This window comes from Paraburkholderia sp. UCT31, assembly GCF_014397655.1.
In the GTDB taxonomy this organism is placed as follows: Bacteria; Pseudomonadota; Gammaproteobacteria; order Burkholderiales; family Burkholderiaceae; genus Paraburkholderia; species Paraburkholderia tuberum.
Window position 1 is genome coordinate 1 of sequence record NZ_VZQP01000092.1, and the last position, 17364, is coordinate 17364.

The 17364-nt window shown below is 63.9% G+C and carries 16 protein-coding genes and 3 pseudogenes; 7 read left to right on the forward strand and 12 right to left on the reverse strand.

Annotation, left to right across the window (positions count from 1 at the left end):
* A pseudogene (locus tag F6X40_RS38865) lies at positions 1 to 376 on the reverse strand (hypothetical protein); the annotation flags it as partial.
* Positions 377 to 687: 311 nt separating this feature from the next.
* The gene (locus F6X40_RS38870; protein ID WP_187631531.1) at positions 688 to 831 is read right to left on the reverse strand and encodes a hypothetical protein; all 144 of its coding nucleotides are present in this window, start codon (positions 829 to 831) and stop codon (positions 688 to 690) included.
* Positions 832 to 1385: 554 nt separating this feature from the next.
* Between F6X40_RS38870 and F6X40_RS38875 the strand changes: the two genes are divergently transcribed.
* The 3 genes and pseudogenes from F6X40_RS38875 to F6X40_RS38885 form a co-directional block, all read left to right on the forward strand.
* Positions 1386 to 2774, forward strand: a complete 1389-nt coding sequence (locus F6X40_RS38875) for an FAD-binding oxidoreductase (RefSeq protein WP_187631532.1) — start codon at positions 1386 to 1388, stop codon at positions 2772 to 2774.
* Between the two features lie 266 nt (positions 2775 to 3040).
* Positions 3041 to 3631, forward strand: coding sequence for a YSC84-related protein (locus F6X40_RS38880; protein WP_184007138.1), 591 nt, complete (start codon positions 3041 to 3043; stop codon positions 3629 to 3631).
* Between the two features lie 113 nt (positions 3632 to 3744).
* Positions 3745 to 3981, forward strand: a pseudogene (locus tag F6X40_RS38885) (STAS domain-containing protein); the annotation flags it as partial.
* 85 nt (positions 3982 to 4066) lie between these two features.
* Here F6X40_RS38885 and F6X40_RS38890 read toward each other — a convergent pair.
* Complete coding sequence (locus F6X40_RS38890; protein WP_187631533.1) at positions 4067 to 5626, reverse strand: methyl-accepting chemotaxis protein; 1560 nt, start codon at positions 5624 to 5626, stop codon at positions 4067 to 4069.
* A gap of 110 nt (positions 5627 to 5736) precedes the next feature.
* Positions 5737 to 6291: a YbaK/EbsC family protein gene (locus F6X40_RS38895; protein WP_187619546.1), complete on the reverse strand. Its 555-nt coding sequence runs from the start codon at positions 6289 to 6291 to the stop codon at positions 5737 to 5739.
* Between the two features lie 192 nt (positions 6292 to 6483).
* Between F6X40_RS38895 and F6X40_RS38900 the strand changes: the two genes are divergently transcribed.
* Both F6X40_RS38900 and F6X40_RS38905 read left to right on the forward strand, forming a co-directional pair.
* Positions 6484 to 7752: a YihY/virulence factor BrkB family protein gene (locus F6X40_RS38900; protein WP_187631534.1), complete on the forward strand. Its 1269-nt coding sequence runs from the start codon at positions 6484 to 6486 to the stop codon at positions 7750 to 7752.
* A 432-nt stretch (positions 7753 to 8184) separates the two neighbouring features.
* Positions 8185 to 9369: a porin gene (locus F6X40_RS38905; RefSeq protein WP_187631535.1), complete on the forward strand. Its 1185-nt coding sequence runs from the start codon at positions 8185 to 8187 to the stop codon at positions 9367 to 9369.
* Between the two features lie 154 nt (positions 9370 to 9523).
* Here the strand turns inward: F6X40_RS38905 and F6X40_RS38910 are convergent, their stop codons facing one another.
* The 6 genes and pseudogenes from F6X40_RS38910 to F6X40_RS38935 form a co-directional block, all read right to left on the reverse strand.
* Positions 9524 to 10396, reverse strand: a complete 873-nt coding sequence (locus F6X40_RS38910) for a proteasome-type protease (protein WP_187631536.1) — start codon at positions 10394 to 10396, stop codon at positions 9524 to 9526.
* 171 nt (positions 10397 to 10567) lie between these two features.
* Positions 10568 to 11368 (reverse strand): transglutaminase domain-containing protein, encoded by an 801-nt coding sequence (locus F6X40_RS38915; protein WP_090807138.1) that lies wholly within the window; start codon positions 11366 to 11368, stop codon positions 10568 to 10570.
* A 12-nt stretch (positions 11369 to 11380) separates the two neighbouring features.
* Positions 11381 to 12331: an alpha-E domain-containing protein gene (locus F6X40_RS38920; protein ID WP_184063123.1), complete on the reverse strand. Its 951-nt coding sequence runs from the start codon at positions 12329 to 12331 to the stop codon at positions 11381 to 11383.
* A gap of 158 nt (positions 12332 to 12489) precedes the next feature.
* Positions 12490 to 13899: a circularly permuted type 2 ATP-grasp protein gene (locus F6X40_RS38925; RefSeq protein ID WP_187631537.1), complete on the reverse strand. Its 1410-nt coding sequence runs from the start codon at positions 13897 to 13899 to the stop codon at positions 12490 to 12492.
* 413 nt (positions 13900 to 14312) lie between these two features.
* Positions 14313 to 14765, reverse strand: coding sequence for an HU family DNA-binding protein (locus F6X40_RS38930; protein ID WP_090807144.1), 453 nt, complete (start codon positions 14763 to 14765; stop codon positions 14313 to 14315).
* A 376-nt stretch (positions 14766 to 15141) separates the two neighbouring features.
* Positions 15142 to 15622 (reverse strand): annotated as a pseudogene (locus F6X40_RS38935) (PLP-dependent aminotransferase family protein); the annotation flags it as partial.
* On the opposite strand from F6X40_RS38935, the gene F6X40_RS38940 reads away from it, so the two are divergent.
* A complete protein-coding gene (locus F6X40_RS38940) occupies positions 15515 to 15751 on the forward strand; it encodes a hypothetical protein (RefSeq protein ID WP_187631538.1) in 237 nt (78 codons plus the stop codon). The pseudogene F6X40_RS38935 and the gene F6X40_RS38940 overlap by 108 nt on opposite strands.
* Positions 15752 to 15775: 24 nt before the next feature.
* Here F6X40_RS38940 and F6X40_RS38945 read toward each other — a convergent pair whose 3' ends face one another.
* Both F6X40_RS38945 and panE read right to left on the reverse strand, forming a co-directional pair.
* Positions 15776 to 16075: a hypothetical protein gene (locus F6X40_RS38945; protein WP_184063128.1), complete on the reverse strand. Its 300-nt coding sequence runs from the start codon at positions 16073 to 16075 to the stop codon at positions 15776 to 15778.
* Between the two features lie 88 nt (positions 16076 to 16163).
* Positions 16164 to 17099, reverse strand: a complete 936-nt coding sequence (panE, locus tag F6X40_RS38950) for a 2-dehydropantoate 2-reductase (RefSeq protein WP_184063130.1) — start codon at positions 17097 to 17099, stop codon at positions 16164 to 16166.
* Between the two features lies 1 nt (position 17100).
* Here panE and F6X40_RS41965 point away from each other — a divergent pair.
* The coding region (locus F6X40_RS41965; protein ID WP_222946285.1) for a hypothetical protein at positions 17101 to 17364 on the forward strand (264 nt) is incomplete at its 3' end.

A 17364-nucleotide genomic window follows, 5' to 3' on the forward strand; every position in this document is an offset into this window, starting at 1 on the left:
GGCCCACCCCGCCCGGGCCGGAATTAGCCGAGCTATTCCCGCCACCGCTTCCCGCGCCCGTGCCCGTCGAGGACGTCCCGTTGCCCGCCGGCGAGCCGGTGGGCGATGTCGGGCCGAGCCCCGCCGCCGCGACGCCGAAGGCGCCCGCCCCGAGCTGCCCGAATCCCTGCGACGTGCAGCCCGGCCCGCCGCCCGACGGACATCCGCCGTGCACGCTAGCCTCGGCGAGCACCATCACTGCGGGATTCGTTGCCGGCGCGGCGGTGCTCCCCGAATTCGTCTGCGCACCCGCCATCGCCGCATAAAGACTGACCGCGACCGCCAAAGCCGCCCGTCGCGTTCCCAATATCCACGCGTCCCCGTTTTGCTTCTTCATTTCACTCTCCGAATTATTTCACCAAAAAGACCGGTCCAATTAACGAGTGAATCTCCGCTCGTCAACAAAACGAAAAGTCAAAGCCTTTGCGCAGCTTCGCTTTATGCGAATTAAAAATGCGTTCGCACCAAACACTTCTCTCACGGAAAATCCCCGGTCCGATTTGGCGTGCTTCGAGAGAATCGGCTGGCCGTGCGCGCACGTGATCGTGAGAGCCGCACAGCGAGGCTTGATGGACGTTGAAGTTATTCGCAGCGCAATCGCTCGACCGTGCGCTAGACCACGCAATGCGATATTGCCGATACGGCCCGTCAGGCGGCGTTAAACGGCGTTCCGCCCGCCAAATCCGCTACTCCATATTCTTCAGACAGGAAGTTAATAACTATCGCGCTCAATGCAATCGGATCAGCAAAAAGAAAATCAGCCTTTGGTTTTATCGGACAAATATGGACCATTTACACATCATTCGTTTTATTCATGTGGCCATTCGCACATAAAAATAAAAATAGGAAAGACCGAATGAGAGCAATCCAATAGACAACGCAATGAAAATCACCGAAACGCGCGTGCGAAACATTACGCGTCGTCGGGCAATGCGCGTGCGTCGCGAAAATCGCTGTCGCGATGTGCGCTACCTCGCACAGTCGTCGAACGTGTGCCTCGGTCGCACGCGATCACGAGCCACGCCCATATGCAAAGTGTCGTGGCACAACCACCAGCGCGTCGGATAACCAACACATCAGCGCGCACGCTTTTCCCGGAGCATTCCCACCATCTTCGGCGGTACCGCCGCGTATCGTCGTTGCCCTGCCCGCAAAAGCCTGTCCCCGCGAGCCACCGCGCGGGATCGCCCACGAACGCGGGTAAACCTTTGTTTGACTTCGACGCGTCGCCCCGTTTACTGCACGCAGCCGAACCTCTCAATCCGCTTTCATTCACCGCCCGCATTTTTGTTTGGTCTGCGGAGCAGTGTTCTGCGAGCGCCTTCCCCTCTTCGACGAGGTACAACATGGTTACTATCTCCAGCAGTGCGGTCGACGAATTCAAATCCGGACTTCGCGGTCAGCTTCTGCTGCCCGACACGCCGGGCTTCGATACGGCGCGCAGCATCTGGAACGCAATGATCGACCGTTCTCCCGCGATGATCCTGCGCTGCGCGGGTGTTGCCGACGTGCGCCGCGGCGTCGCCTTCGCGCGTGACAACGGCCTGCCGCTCGCAATTCGCGGAGGCGGCCACAACATCGGCGGTAGCGCTGTGTGCGACGACGGCCTCGTGCTCGATCTGTCCACGATGAAATCGGTGCGCATCGACCCGCAAGCGCGGCGCGCCTATGTCGAACCGGGCGCGACGCTGCACGATCTCGATCACGAAGCGCAGGCATTCGGACTCGCGACGCCGCTCGGTATCAACTCGACGACCGGCGTCGCGGGTCTGACGCTCGGCGGCGGCTTCGGCTGGTTGAGCCGCCGCTACGGCATGACGATCGACAACCTCGTCGCGGCCGACATCGTCACCGCGGACGGTGAATTGCGCCGCCTGAGTGCCACTTCGCACGACGATCTGTTCTGGGCGATTCGCGGCGGCGGCGGCAATTTCGGCGTCGTTACGCTATTCGAGTTCGCGCTGCATGAGGTCGGCCCGATCGTGTATGGCGGCCTCGTCGTGCTGCCGCTCGCCGACGCGAAGGAAGCGCTGATCAAATACCGCGATGCTGTGCCCGCGATGCCCGACGAACTGGCCGTCTGGGCCGTCGCGCGGCTCGCGCCACCGCTGCCGTTCCTGCCGCCCGACGTGCACGGCCAACCCGTGCTCGTGTTCGCGATCTGCTACGACGGGCCGGTCGAAAAAGGCCCAGCCGCGGTGGAAGCCGTGCGCGGCTTCGGCAAGCCGCTCGGCGAACATCTCGGTCCGATGCCTTATGAAGTTTGGCAACAGGCCTTCGATCCGCTGCTCACGCCGGGCGCGCGCAACTACTGGAAGTCGCACAACCTCGCCACCATCGACGATGGACTGATCGACGCGCTGATCCGCGCGATCGACACACTGCCGTCCGCGCAATGCGAAATTTTCTTCGGGTTGATCGGCGCGCAAACGCAGCGCGTGGCGGTCGACGCGACCGCTTACCCAAGTCGCGAGACGCAATACGCGATGAACGTGCACGGCCGCTGGGACGATGCGCGCGACGACGAGCGCTGTGTCAAATGGGCGCGCGACTTTTTCGACGCGTCGCGCCCCTTTGCGCTAGGCAGCGTGTACGTCAACTTCATGACGCAGGAGGAAGGCGGCCGTATCGCGGATGCCTATGGGCCCAACTATGAGCGGCTCGTCGCCGTGAAGAACCGCTACGATCCGCGCAACCTGTTCCGCCATAACCAGAACATTCGCCCAACGGCGTAGCGACGACGCGTGACGGAAAGCGGCGTAAAAACCCGAACTGCAATGGCCGCGCCGCTCTCGCGCAAGGCGGCGCGGCCCTTGGGCACGCTACCTGCTATTTGAGCGGTGGACGTCCGCGATGCGAACGTCACGGCACGCCGCCGCCTGGCTGCGATGACCGCGCGCACGGAACCTCCAGCGTGCAGATGAGAACAAAGCAAAGCAGGCGACTCGCCGCACTCTTCCAAAACGTACAACACGCGTGAGAAACGCAAAGGAAAACCGTCATGCGCAGACGACAATTCATCATGACCGGCAGCGCTGCATTGGCCGTCGCAGGCCTGAGCCTCACCGGTTGCACGACGACTTCGCCGTCCTCGAACGCATCGCCGTCCGCCAACGCCGGCAAGCGCGACACGATCAACGCCGGCGTCGACTCGACGCTCGCGCGTCTCTACGAAAACGTCGACGGTGCGCGTGAGCTCGTCGCGAAAGCGCGCGGCGTGCTGGTGTTTCCATCGGTGATCTCGGCCGGCTTCTGGGTCGGCGGACAGTATGGTGAAGGGGCGATGCGCATCGGCGGCCGCACGGTCGGCTACTACAGCACGGTCGCGGGCTCGTTCGGGTTGCAGATCGGCGCACAGTCGAAGGCGCTCGTGTTTCTGTTCATGACGCAGGAAGCGCTCGACGAATTCATGCACAGCCAGGGCTGGGCAGTCGGCGCGAATGCGACCGTCGCCGTGCTGAAAGTCGGCGCGAACGGCGCGGTCGATTCGTCGACCGCGACGAGCCCGGTGCAGGCTTTCGTGCTGACCAACGGCGGCCTGATGGCCGGCGTGTCGCTCGAGGGCACGAAGGTGTCGCGGCTGATTATCTGAGTATCTGAGCGGAGCTTTCCCTCTTGCGGATTTGTGGCGCGAGCGCACCGCGCGATTGCACGACAGATCCGCGCCGCGCGTTCGGGCCATAGCGTTCCCGCCCGCTTCGCCAGCGCGGCACGCTGTTTTTCGCGTCGACGACGCGCTTTCACGAGCTGTTCGATCCGGCGCGCGACCCGGCGAGCGTGACCGTCGATTGCAGTCACCTGCTGCTCGCCGATCATTCGGCGCTCGCCGCGTTGCAGGGTCTGGCCGAGCGCTATCGCAAGGCAGGCAAGCAATTGCGCATGAAGAATCTGTCGGAGCGCAACCGCCAATTGTTGAGCCGCGCGGGGATCGGCTTGGCGTGAGACACCCACCGCGTTGCGAGCCCGCGTGCGGTGAATTCTCGCGTGCGGTGAATTCTCGCGCGCGTCGACAACGCGGCCTGGTGCCTTAGCGCTGCTCGGGCAACCGGAACACCGCGATCGCCGCCGACAACTGCCCGGTCTGCGTCTTCAGCACATCGGCCGCCGCGCTCGCCTCCTCGACGAGCGCCGCATTCTGCTGCGTCGTCTGATCCATGCTCGCGACCGCGATGTTGACCTGCTCGATGCCCGAGGTCTGCTCGGCCGACGCCGCGCTGATCTCGCCCATGATGTCGTTGACACGACGTACCGCCTGCACGACTTCCTGCATCGTGTCACCCGCGCGTCCGACGTGCTCCGAACCGCCCGCGATCTGCGCGGCCGATTCCTCGATCAGCGCCTTGATCTCCTTCGCGGCCGCCGCGCTGCGTTGCGCGAGCGTGCGCACTTCGCCCGCGACCACCGCGAAACCGCGGCCCTCCTCGCCCGCGCGCGCCGCCTCGACGGCCGCGTTCAACGCGAGAATATTGGTTTGGAACGCAATCCCTTCGATCACGCCGATGATGTCGCCGATCCGGTGCGACGACTGTGAAATCCCGCGCATCGTGTCGATCACCTGACCGACCGCCGCGCCGCCGCGCGCCGCGGTCTCCGACGCGTTGTGCGAGAGCTGGCTCGCCTGCTTCGCGTTGTCGGCGTTCTGACGCACGGTCGCGGTGATCTGCTCCATGCTCGACGCGGTCTCGCCGAGCGCGGCCGCCTGCTGCTCGGTGCGGCGCGACAGGTCCGAATTGCCCGCGGCGATCTCGTTCGATACCGACGAAATCAGCGTCGCGCCGCCGCGAATCTGCTCGATCGCCTGCGCGAGACGCTGCTGCATCCGTTTCATCGCGGCGAGCAGGCTCGTGCTGTCGCCGGCCTTCGCGTCGACGACCACGTCGAGGTCGCCGTCCGCGATACGCGACGCGATCTGCAGCGCGTACGCCGGTTCGCCGCCAAGCTGACGCAGAATGCTGCGCAGAATCACGCCGATCACCAGCGACACGAGCGCGCAAAGCACCACCGCCGCGATCACGTATTGCACGAGGGTGCGGTAGAACACGCCGTCGATGTCGTCCGTGAAGACGCCGGTGACGATGGTCCAGTCCCACGGCTTGTAAAGCCGCATGTAGTTGATCTTCGGCGCAAGCTTGTCGGTGCCGGGCTTCGGGAACTGCAGCTGAACGAAGGCCTCGCCTTCGCGCTGCGTTTGCTCGGAACCTTCCTTGAACACGTGGCGGCCGTCCGGATCGGTGACGTTGGTCATGTCCTTGCCGACGAGGTGGGCGCGCGTGGCATGCATCAGCACGTGCGCCTGGCTGTCTTCGAGCACGAGATAGCCGCCGGCACCGTCGTAGCGCATTGCGCGCAGGTCCTCCATCGCGGCGCGCTGCGCATCGGCGAGCGGCATCGTGCCGGCCGCGACGAGCGCGTTGTAGCGATCGAGCACGCTGTACGCGATGCTGACCACGTTTTTCAGCTCGCCCTCGCGATCGGCGATCATCGTGTCTCGTGTCTTGAACGCCCCCCACAGGCCGATCGCCAGAATGCCCATGCACATCACCGCGAGCGCGAGCCACAGCCGCACTTTCAGGCGAAACCGTTCCATCTTCCGTATCCCTTGTCGTGGTCGGCGGCTGTCCTCGCGAACGGACGCCGCAAACGTTTCATGTCGTTGTCGGGATTAACGGCGCGACGGAAGAAAACTTCAGTGCGGCTTCAAGGTTGCGGGTTTCCGTCCGCAGGCAGCGTCAGCGCCGCCACCTCGCAGCGCGGCCATTGCCGCAGCACGTCGGGCGACATCAGCAGCTTGGCCGCGCGCACGCCGGCGCCCATCACGATCTGCGCACGCTCCATCACGGCGGCGTCGACGAGGATGCGCCAGTCGGCCGGCAGACCGAACGCGGTAATTCCGCCGAACTCCATCTGGCTATGCTCGACCGCCGCCTCGCGCTTCGCGAATGACAGCCGCTGTGCGCCGAGCGCGGCCTTCACCGCGCCGTTGATGTCGAGCCGCCGCGAGCCGAGCGACACGAGCGCCGCAAAGTGCTCGCCACCCTCTTTCCTGTAGCGGATCACGATCGTGTTCGCGCAGTCTTCGAGACCGAAGCCGTAGCGAGCGCTGAATGCGGCGGTGTCGGAGGCGTCGTCGGTGACGGCGAACACCGTGATCCCGCGCGCCGGCAATTGTTCGATGACGTGCGCGGGCAGATGCGCGCTCCACTGGTCGCGCTCGATGACGTCCAGTTGCTGTACGAGTTCGTGCGAATGCATGATGAGCGGAAAGGTGACATTAACCCGCTGCATTCTAGCGGTACGCGCGGGCGGCCGCGAAACGGGCCGCAAAACAGGCCATGAACGCAGGCCATGCAGCGCGCCGCTTAACTTGTATAGTGACGGGCACGAGGTTTGCGAAAGGCAATGAAGCAAACACCCTGAAGGCGCCCTCACGATTCAGACACGATCATGGACATCGACACGCTCTCTCGCGAGAACCTCCAGCAGGCCGCGCGTCATCAGGCCAATTGGGCGATGGGCGCACTGCGGCAGTTCGCGGAGAACCGCTGTCCTGCGTTGGCGGCGAGCATCGCGTTCTATGCGGCGTTTTCGCTCGCGCCGACGCTCGTGATGGTGATCGCGGTGGCCGGCTGGTTCTTCGGCCCGGCGGCCGCGCGCGGCGAGCTGTTCGGCCACATCAACGGCCTGATCGGCGACCAGGCCGCGGCCGGCGTGCAGACGATCGTCGAGAACGCGCATCACGCGGGCGCCAAAGGCGGCATCGCGACGATCATCTCGTTCTCGCTCCTGGCGATCGGCGCGTCGGCGACGTTCTCGTCGCTGAACAGCGCGCTCAATATAGTGTGGCCGAACAGCGGGCCGCGCACTTCCAGCTGGCTCGCGCTGGTGCGGGTGCGACTGATTTCGTTCGGGCTCGTGCTCGGCGTCGCGTTCCTGCTGATCGTGTCGCTGGTGCTCGATACGGTGATCGTCTTTATCGGCAACTGGCTGTGGGGCGACTCGCCGTATGTCGTGATCGGCAATCTGCTGCAGCTCGGCGTCGGGCTGTTCGTGCTGATCTTCGCGTTCGCCGGACTGCTCAAGTTTCTGCCCGACGCTCGGGTGCTGTGGCGCGATGCGGTGGTGGGCGGCATCGTCGCGGCCGTGTTGTTTACGGCTGGCAAGAAGCTGTTCGCGCTGTATCTCGCGCATGCGGGAATGGCCAGCGCGTTCGGCGCGGCCGGCTCGCTCGCGGTGCTGCTGATGTGGCTGTACTTCTCGGCGCTGGTGCTGCTGCTCGGCGCGGAGTTCTCGGCGGCGCGCGGCCGGCTGCACGATCCGCGTGGCGGCTGGGGCATGCAGGGCGAGTCGCCGCCGGGCAGCCGCGCGAAGCTCGCGTCGGTACTGGCGGCATCGACCGTCGCGGCAAATGCCGCGCCGTCTGCTCGCGCTGCTGTGGGTGTTGCCAGCCAAACGGCTACGCCGCTGCCCGCGGGAATCAACGCGGCGGCGCAAAGGCGCTCCGCGCATGAGACCGCGGTGGACGTTACGCGCAAGGTGCTCGACGCCGAAGCGCAAGCCACCCGTTTCGCGGCGTCCGCCCTCGTCGAAGCGCGCCGCCAGGCGACGGCCGCCGACCGCTACGTGCGACGCAACCCGTGGACCTCGGTGCTGCTCGCGGCCGCCGCGGGGCTCACGGCCGCGGCCATGGCGCGCCGTGGCGCCGACCGGCGCTGAAGCGGGCGCTTCACGCCACGCTACCGTCCATACCCTTATAGATGCACGTGTTGCGCCGTCAATCCAGTCGATTGCGCCTAGACACACAACGCGCCCCTTCTGTCCAGCCTGTCTAGTCCTTTCGTCAGCCGTCTCTTTCATGATTTCACTACAAAGACGAGTGGACGTGTACACGACCAGGTTACATTTAGCTTGCAAATCGATGCTCATCGTGCGTTCGTTCACCCAGTCACTATCAACAAATCAACAATAATGCACATCAGACCAATGAATGTTGCGCAAATGGAAACAATCGTCGAGAGCTTTAAATACAAGGGTTTGCATCGATTGTCAGTTTTTGGCGACACTCTTTTTTTTCCGTTTCTACCCCGCCGAGCCGCTGAGCTATTCTGCTTTCCGCAACAACGAACAATCATCTGCGTGGAGAAATGGATGAAACGAATCGCACTGTCTACCCTCTCGCTGGCGCTCCTCGGCGTCGCCGGCATCGCTCACGCGCAAAGCAGCGTGACCCTGTATGGCGTGCTGGATGAATCGGTCCAGTACGTGAACAACGCTACGCCCCACGGCGGTAGCCTCGTACAAATGTTTGGCGGCAACCTGCAAGGTAACCGTTTCGGCCTGAAGGGCACGGAAGACCTCGGCGGCGGCCTGAAGGCAATTTTCCAGTTGGAAAACGGCTTTGACATCAACACCGGCAAGCTCGGTCAAGGCGGCCTGATGTTCGGTCGTCAGGCTTACGTCGGTCTGACGGGCGACTCTTGGGGCACCTTCACAGCTGGTCGTCAATACGACCCGCTGGTCGACATGATCCAGCCGCTGACGGGCGACAACTACTTCGGCAGCACGTTCGCTACGCCGGGTGACGTCGACAACAACGACAACAGCTTCCGCGTGAACAACTCGCTGAAGTATGTGTCGCCGGTGTTCTCGGGCTTCCAGGTCGAAGGCATGTACGCTCTGGGCGGCGTCGCAGGCGCGACGGGTTCGGGTCAAACGTGGGCCGGCGCAGCAACGTACGCAACGGGTCCGTTCAGCGTCGCGGGTGGCTACCTGAGGACTGACAACGCAAGCACCAACCTTCCTGTCCGCACGGGCTGGAACAGCACGACGGTCCCCGGCGCTACGTTCGACACGAACTTCCCGGACAACGCAGGCATCAACCAGGCTTACACCACGGCGAAGTCGATCAGTATCGCTTCGGCAGCTGCTCAGTACGTGACGGGGCCGTTGACGGCTAACCTGTCGTACAGCAACGCGCGCTACAAGCCGGACGCACAATCGGCGTTCACGTCGACGCAGATCTTCAACGTCGGCCGCGTGTACGTCGGCTACCAGATCACGCCGGCAGCCCTGCTGGGTATCGGCTACGCGTACACCCGCGGTACGGGCGACGCGAAGGCAACGTACAACCAGGTTTCGCTGGGCGGCGACTACTCGTTGTCGAAGCGCACCGACGTGTACACGGTCGCCGCATGGCAGCATGCAAGCGGCGACCAGCGTGATCCGGCTACGGGCGCACTCGTTTCGTCCACGGCTTCGATCGGTTCGTATGGCAACCAGTCGAGCACCAGCAACCAGGTCATGGTCAGCCTCGGTATCCGTCACAAGTTCTAATCGGACTTCGAATCGGACCTGCTACGCAGCTGACGAGCTGCGTAGCCAGAGACCAGAAACCAGCCAGAGGCGATGCCGATGGCTGGTTTTTTTTCGTCCTGAGGTTGTGGTGCGGGCCCGAGCGAGCCTGACCCGCGCTCCGAACCCAACGCAGCTAGCGCCGCTGCGCCTTGCCCTTGTCGGCCTGCGCGAGAATCTGCGCGGGCGACACATCGTGCTCATGCTCGACGCCATCGGCGCCGACCGGCGCGCGATACAGCACCAGCGCCCGCTCCGACTGCGGCGACGGCGCATCCAGCGACTGCTGCCAGTCCGGATCGGGAATCTCGGCGAACACCTGGCGCAGACGCTCGCCCCATGTGCGGTGAAGCATGTCGAAGTACGCGTTGTCGCGATCGATCGACACGAACCGCGTGACCCGCAGCGCGTCCTTCTCGTACACGAGCAGATCGAGCGGCAAGCCCACTGACAGGTTCGAGCGCAGCGTCGAGTCCATCGAGATCAGCGCGGACTTCGCGGCCTCGTCGAGCGGTGTGGACGGCGTCAGAACCCGGTCGATGATCGGCTTGCCATACTTCGCCTCGCCGATCTGGAAATACGGATTCACGGCCGACGCCTCGATGAAATTGCCCGCCGCGTAGATCATGAAAAGGCGCATCCGGTTGCCCGCGATCTGGCCGCCGAGAATGAAGCTGCAATTGAAGTCGACACCGAACTTCTGCATCGCCTCGGCCTCGCGCTCATGCACGCGACGCACCGCGCTGCCGACCACGCGCGCGGCGTCCGCCATGGTCGGCACGCTCCACAGCGTGGGCTCGCTGGCATCGGCGGGCTCGGACAGCTCGTGCAGCACCGCCTGCGTGATCGACAGATTGCCGGCGCCGAGCAGCACCAGCATGCGTTCGCCGGGTTGCTCGAACACCGACATCTTGCGCGCGGTACTGATGTGATCGACGCCCGCATTGGTACGCGTGTCGGACAAAAATACGAGGCCGTCGTTGACGGCCATCGCTACGCAGTAAGTCATAAGGAATCCGCGGAAGGCAAAGGAACGGGGCTATTGTAATGCGGCGCACAGGCGCCTTTTATCCGTGTTTACGGCCTCTTTTGCAGCCTTTTTTGCAGCCTTTTGGCAGCTGATTCCGAACACGTGGCAGGCATGTTAAATGCCGTCGCGCGCGTTGGCGTTGCAACGCGGCTACTGCGACATCTGCGCGCTGACCGCCACCGCCACGTGAAGCTCCTCTTCGAGTCCGCCGATGCGTCGGCCGCGCACCGGTGCCGCGGCCTCATAGTCACGGGCGACCGCGAGCCGGCAGTAGATCTCGCTCGCAAACCCGGCATGCGTGACGTCGATCGAAATCCACCCTTTGCCTTCGAGCCATACGTCGACCCACGCGTGACTCGCGCCATGCGGCACGTCGCCGGGTTCGATATATCCGCTCACGTAGCGCGCCGGCACGCCGCGCGCGCGGCAGCACGCGAGCATCAGATGCGCATGGTCCTGACACACGCCGTTGCCGAGCGCGAGCGCCTCGGCGGCCGTGCTCGTAACCTCGGTCACGCCGGGCCGGTACTGCACGCGCTGCACGATCTGCTCGGACAGCGTGAGCAGGCTTGCCGGGCTCGCCAGATTCGCCACCGACTCCGCCAGTTCGCGGATCGCGCCGTCGGCTTCGGTCAGACGCGTCGCGCAGGTGAAATGCTCGAGCGGAATCGGGCCGGGCGGATCACCCAGCACGCCGTCGACGAGCGGCATCGTGTCCACCTCGCCCGACACGCGCAGATGAATCTCGTCGTGCGGCTTGTTCATGACGAGCGTGTGCAGCACGTTGCCGTAGGCGTCGAGCGTCGCGTCGAGCTTGCCCGGCGCGTCGATGTTCCAGCGCCGCACGGTCTGTCCGGCGCCGCTCGCTGGCGTCAGGCGCAACTGCTGGATCGAATAGTGAACCGTCGCTTCGTAGCGGTAAGAGGTGTCGTGGCGGATCGTCAGGTACATGAGAAAACTCCGTCAGGCCACTGGCAGCATCAGATAAGTACGCGCCACCAGATTGCCCAGATCGAACACGCGAGCGAGGAACTGCGTCAGATAGGCGTGCAGACCGCTTTCGAAAATCTGCCGGATGTCGGCATACAACAGCTCGGCGCGCAGCTTGCCGGCGAAGCGCTCGCACTGGTTCGAGCCCGATGTGCGCAGCATCGCGAGATTGCTGCACACGCCGTCGAGCGAGGCGAGCAGCGAGCGCGGCATCTGCTGATTGAGGATCATCAGCTCGACGACGCGCGCGGGCGTCACGACGTCGCGATATACCCTGCGGTAGATCTCGAGCGCCGACACCGAACTCAGGATCGAGGTCCAGTAATAGAAGTCCTCGAGCTGGCGCGCCGCGTCGCGTGAATTCGGCTCGACGTTCGCGAAACGCACATCGAGAATCCGCGCGGTGTTGTCGGCGCGCTCCAGATACGTGCCTAGCTGCGTGAAGAAGAACGCGTCGTCCTGCAGCGCGGTGCCGATCGTCACGCCGCGCGACAGATGCGAGCGGAACTTGACCCACTCGAACAACGAGCCCGGATTGCTCGCGGCCTGCCCGCTCGCGAGCCGCTCGTTGAATTCGAGCCACGTGTCGTTGATGGTTTCCCACCACTCGGTCGTCAGCGTGCCGCGCACCGCGCGGGCGTTTTCACGCGCGGCCTGCAGGCACGAATGAATGCTCGACGGATTACTTGCGTCGGCGATCATGAAGTCGAGCATGTGGTCGCGCGTCGGTTCGTCGTAGCGCTGCGCGAAGGCGCTTTCGAGCTCGGAGATGCGCAGCACCGAGCGCTGCGCGCGAGCCTCCTGTTCGGCCGTCTGCGGCAGCAGTTGCGCCTTCAGGTTGATGTCGAGCATGCGGGCGGTGTTCTCCGCACGCTCCATATAGCGGGCCATCCAGAAGAGGTGATCGGCGGTTCGGCTAAGCATGACGACGTTCCATGTCTGTGATCTGAACGCGCGAGGCCTTCGTCAGCGACGAAGGTCCGCGCTGGTTATCCGTTGAGCGCCAGCGCGCATCAGGTTGCGAGTGTCGCGCCCTGCTCTGCTCTGTTGCGAGCGAGGCGAAAAGCGCGGCGGCAACCGCGTCAGTCGACCATCCAGGTGTCCTTGGTCCCGCCTCCCTGCGATGAATTGACGACGAGCGAGCCCTCCTGCAACGCGACCCGCGTGAGGCCACCCGCCACCATCGTGGTGGTCTTGCCCGACAGCACGAACGGCCGCAGGTCGATATGGCGCGGCGCGATGCCCGATTCGACGAAAGTCGGACACGCGGACAGCGCCAGCGTGGGCTGTGCGATATAACCGGCCGGACGCGCGATCAGCCGCTCGCGGAAGGCCTCGACTTCGGCCTTCGTCGAGGCGGGGCCGACCAGCATCCCGTAGCCGCCCGCGCCGTGCACTTCCTTGACCACCAGCTCCGGCAGATGCGCGAGCGTATAAGCGAGATCCTCGGGCTTACGGCACTGATAGGTCGGTACGTTGTTCAGAATCGGCTTTTCACCAAGATAAAACGCGATCATGTCGGGCACGTACGGGTAGATCGATTTGTCGTCGGCGATGCCGGTGCCCATCGCGTTCGCGAGCGCGACGCGGCCGGCGCGATAGGCGGTGAGCAGACCCGGTACGCCGAGCGCGGAGTCGGGGCGAAACGCAAGCGGATCGAGAAAATCGTCGTCGACGCGCCGGTAGATCACGTCGACGCGCTTCGGTCCTTGCGTGGTGCGCATGAACACGTAGTTGTCGTCGACGAACAGATCCTTGCCTTCGACGAGCTCGACGCCCATCTGCTGCGCGAGGAACGTATGCTCGAAATACGCGGAGTTGTACATGCCCGGCGTCAGCACGACGACGACCGGATCGTCGACGCCCGCGGGCGCGACCGAGCGCAGCGTATCGAGCAGCAGGTCGGGATAATGCGCGACCGGTGCGATGCGGTTCTGCACGAACAGTTCGGGGAAGAGCCGCATCATCATCTTGCGGTTTTCGAGCATGTACGACACGCCCGACGGCACACGCAGATTGTCTTCGAGTACGTAGAATTCGCCTTCATCGCCGGCGCGCACCACGTCGACGCCCGCGATATGCGCGTAAACACCGAGCGGCACATCGACGCCCTGCATCTCGGGACGATACTGCGCGTTGGTATAGACCTGGTCGGCCGGCACGATGCCCGCGCGCACGATGTTGCGATCGTGATAGACGTCGTGGATAAACAGATTGAGAGCCTGCACGCGCTGTCGCAAACCCGCTTCGAGCGTCTGCCATTCGCCGCGCGGGATGATGCGCGGAATCAGATCGAAGGGAATCAGCCGCTCGGTGCCTGACAGGTCGCCGTTTACTGCGAACGTGATGCCGACGCGCCGGAACAGCAGGTCCGCTTCCGCGCGTTTGCGCGCGATCGCTTCATCGCCCTGACTGTCCAACCATCGCTCAAAGCGCGCGTAATGCGGCCGTACGCCATCGGCGTGATGGCGCATCTCGTCATAGCATCGCATGTCAGCCCCAGTCTTGTTGTCAAATAGAAGGCGAATGCGCTGCGCATTCGGTATTCGACCTTCGATCAAGCAAGCGTTATGCCATTGAATGTGTCGGGATAGAGCGCGTTGCCGTGCCCGCTAATGGCGCATCCGCAGGGCGTCGGATTGCCTTGATCGTACTGTCGTGGATCATGATGCGCCAGTCAGGTGCGTGTGCGCCATCAGGGAGCACACTATGAGAGGGCGCGCTTGCCGTTTCGCCAATGGACTCGACGCGCACTACGAAGCGAGCGCATAAGAAAGTCCCCGTGAATCTTCATCCACGGGGACTTCGATCACCTGCATGCAGGCGCTTTTTCACGCACTCAAACGTCAGGCATGGTTAAACACAACAGCGCCATGCCGACGCCTGAGTCGTGCGAGCAACGCGTTCAGGCTGCCGCTGCGTCTTTCAGCTTCTTCAGCGCGCGTGTCTTGATGCGCACGCTGGCCGGCTTGGCCGGGAACCAGCGCTCTTCGCCCGTGAACGGGTCCTTGCCGAAGCGCTTCTTCTTCGCCGGCACAGCCTGCACGACGATCTTCAGCAGACCCGACAGCGTGAATTCGCCAGCGCCCTTCTTGTGCACCGTGCCGAGGATCGTGTCTTCGAGCGCGGCCAGCACGGCCTTGGCGGTCTTCGGTTCCACTGCAGCGCGTTCAGCGATGTGAGCTGCCAACGAGGCCTTCGTGAAGGTGTCCTTGATCGGCGACGGTGCGCCAGACGCCTTCACGGCGACCTTCTTGGCTGCGACGGCTTTCTTCGCAGGAACTTTCTTTGCAGCAACCTTCTTGGTCGGTACCGGGGCAGCAGCCTTCTTGGCCACCTTTTTTGCGGAAGTCGGCATGTTTCTCCTACCTGTTGTGGTCAGTGAATTGCTCGAAGCGCATACCGTATGTGCACGCTTCAACGCCGGATTCTACAAGCGCTAAAGCGATTTGCGCGACTCTTTTATGTATTGCGATGAAGTTTTTTGCGCGGCGCCGACGGTGCAACACGTTTTAGTCCCTGTTTTAGCGGCTAAAACGCGCGTGGCGAGCTCTTTGACATGCAGGAGTAACGCTCGTTACAGTTCGTTTCGGCCGTGGTTTCGAGGCGGTTGCGTCGGGGCGAGCCGGTGTTTTCGCCCCTTGAAACAGGGCATTTTCTTCGTTTGACGCGTCAAGCAACGCACCCCCCAACGTTTCGACGATGCCCACGCCTCGCTTGCGGCGAGCTCCGTTTCAGCGTGCGATGCGCTGCAGGATGTCGGCGAGCGTCGTCAGCGCCGTGTCGATATGTTCGGCCGCGATGCTGCCATAGCCGAAGATCAACCCAGGCTGCGGTGTCACGCGATGGTGAAATGGCGCGAGTCCATAGAGGCCGATCGACGCTTCACGCGCGGCGGCAACGAGCACCTCTTCGCCGAGCGACGCCAACGGCCCCTTGAGCCGCGCCGCCAGATGGATGCCGGCGCTCGGCACGATCGGCTCGAACCAGCGCGAGACCGCCTTGCAGATGCTCGAGCAGCATCGCGCGGCGGGCCGCGTAAGCCTTGTGCATGCGCCGCAGATGGCGCGCGAAGTCGCCATTGAGCATTAACGACGCGAGCGCCGTTTGCGTCAGCGTGCAGCCGTGACAATCGGCGATCTGCCGCGCCTTCAGCAGCGGGCCGTGCAACGACGCGGGCGGCACCAGGTAGCCGACGCGCAGCTCGGGGAAGAGCCGGATACGGTATGGGACGCGATGAAGCCGCATTTCAGCGAGCAGGAAATCAGCGACCTGACGCCGCTGATCGTTGCGATCAACGGCTGGAACCGCATTGCGGTCTCGTTCAGGAAGATGCCGGAGTAAGCAGCGGCGCGTCTTCGCGGAGCTTCAGAAGATCACGGAGACCGCCACCGCGAGCCATATCGCGGTCACGCCCGCGAGAAACAGATGCCGCGCGATACGCACGCGTGAGTCGCTGTTCTCCGGCTCGACGGGACTCGTCGCCATCCATGGCACGAGGCCCAGGCACGCGAAGCCGGCCAGCGCGAGCACAAAGACCACGACGTCGGCCTTGTGCCAGGCAGTTGGCTCATACATACCCCAGTAGCCGAGAAACACGATGCCGATCGAGAACACGGTCGCGGAAGCGGCGCTGAGCGCGGGCACCGATCCAGTTGGAGCCGGCATGCTTGACCTCCGATCGTCAGGTTGCGGCGGCGCTCGCGTGCGTCGCGCCATCCGCCCGATCCGCGTTCGCGTCGGCCGCGGCGAGCCGTCAGGAAGTGCGGGTCTGGCGAGCTTCGTACGTCTTCAGATGACTATAGGCGATGCGCAGCAGCGACACGCCGTGTTCGCCCTGTTGCGCGTCGCCGCCGCGCGAGATCAGGTCGCCGAGGATATGATCCGCCTCGGTGTGCGAGCGATTTTCGACGTCGCGCAGCATCGACGCGGTCAGCGGCGACGGCGTCAGCAGCACCTGGGTAGCGCGCACGTCAAAGTCCGCGGCCATCGTGAAGCCGTTGTGCTCGGCCGCCGCGCGGCATTCGCCGAGCAGATTCTCAATCACGCGCTTGCCGTCCGGCGCAGCCAGGATATCGCCGACCGAACCGCGCATCAAGCACGTACTCGCGGCCAAGGTGGCGAGGAACACCCATTTTTCCCACATGCGCAGCAGGATGTTGTCGCTGATTGCGACGTCGAAGTTCGCCCCGGACATTGCATCGGCAATCGCCTCGGTGCGCTCCGAGGTGCCGCCCACGAGTTCGCCGAACGTGATCGCGTGCATGTCGTTCAGATGCACGATGTGCTGCTCGGCATCGAGCGTCGCGGCGATCACGCACTGACCGCCGAGCACGCGCTCCTTGCCGAAGCTCGCGGTCAGCACGTCGATATGGCGCATGCCGTTGAGCATCGGTAGGATCAGCGTGTCTTCGCCGACGAACGGCGTGAACGAATCGATCGCGTCGTCGAGACTGTAGGCCTTGCAGCTCAGCAGCACGAGGTCGAACGGCTCGGCGGCGACACCGGCCAGTATCGTCTTCACGTCGGGCAACTGGAGATTGCCGCGCGGGCTGTTGATGACGAGGCCGTCGCTCCGTAGCTTTTCCGCGCGACCGGCGCGTACGAGGAAGGTCACGTCCTGCCCGGCCGCGGCCAGACGTCCGCCGAAATAACCGCCTACCGCGCCCGCTCCTACTACCAGAATTCGCATCTTGAGCCTCTTGAAAGATTTCGATTTGCCGATCATGCGCGTCGCTGGCGGACGCATCTTCATGCGTGCCGCGTATTCGGTGCTTGTGCAGGAATGTAGCAAAGATTGGGGGATCGGTTCCGGGAGTGTTGCCAGCAGGCGGGTGGTGTCGGCCAGATGGTGCGTGCGAGGCACGATTGCGAAACGCTTGATCGGACTTCAACCCTCCCATACGCTTTCATGTCGCTGCCGTCACTGCGCCGCCACCGTTTCCCCCTGCTCCCAC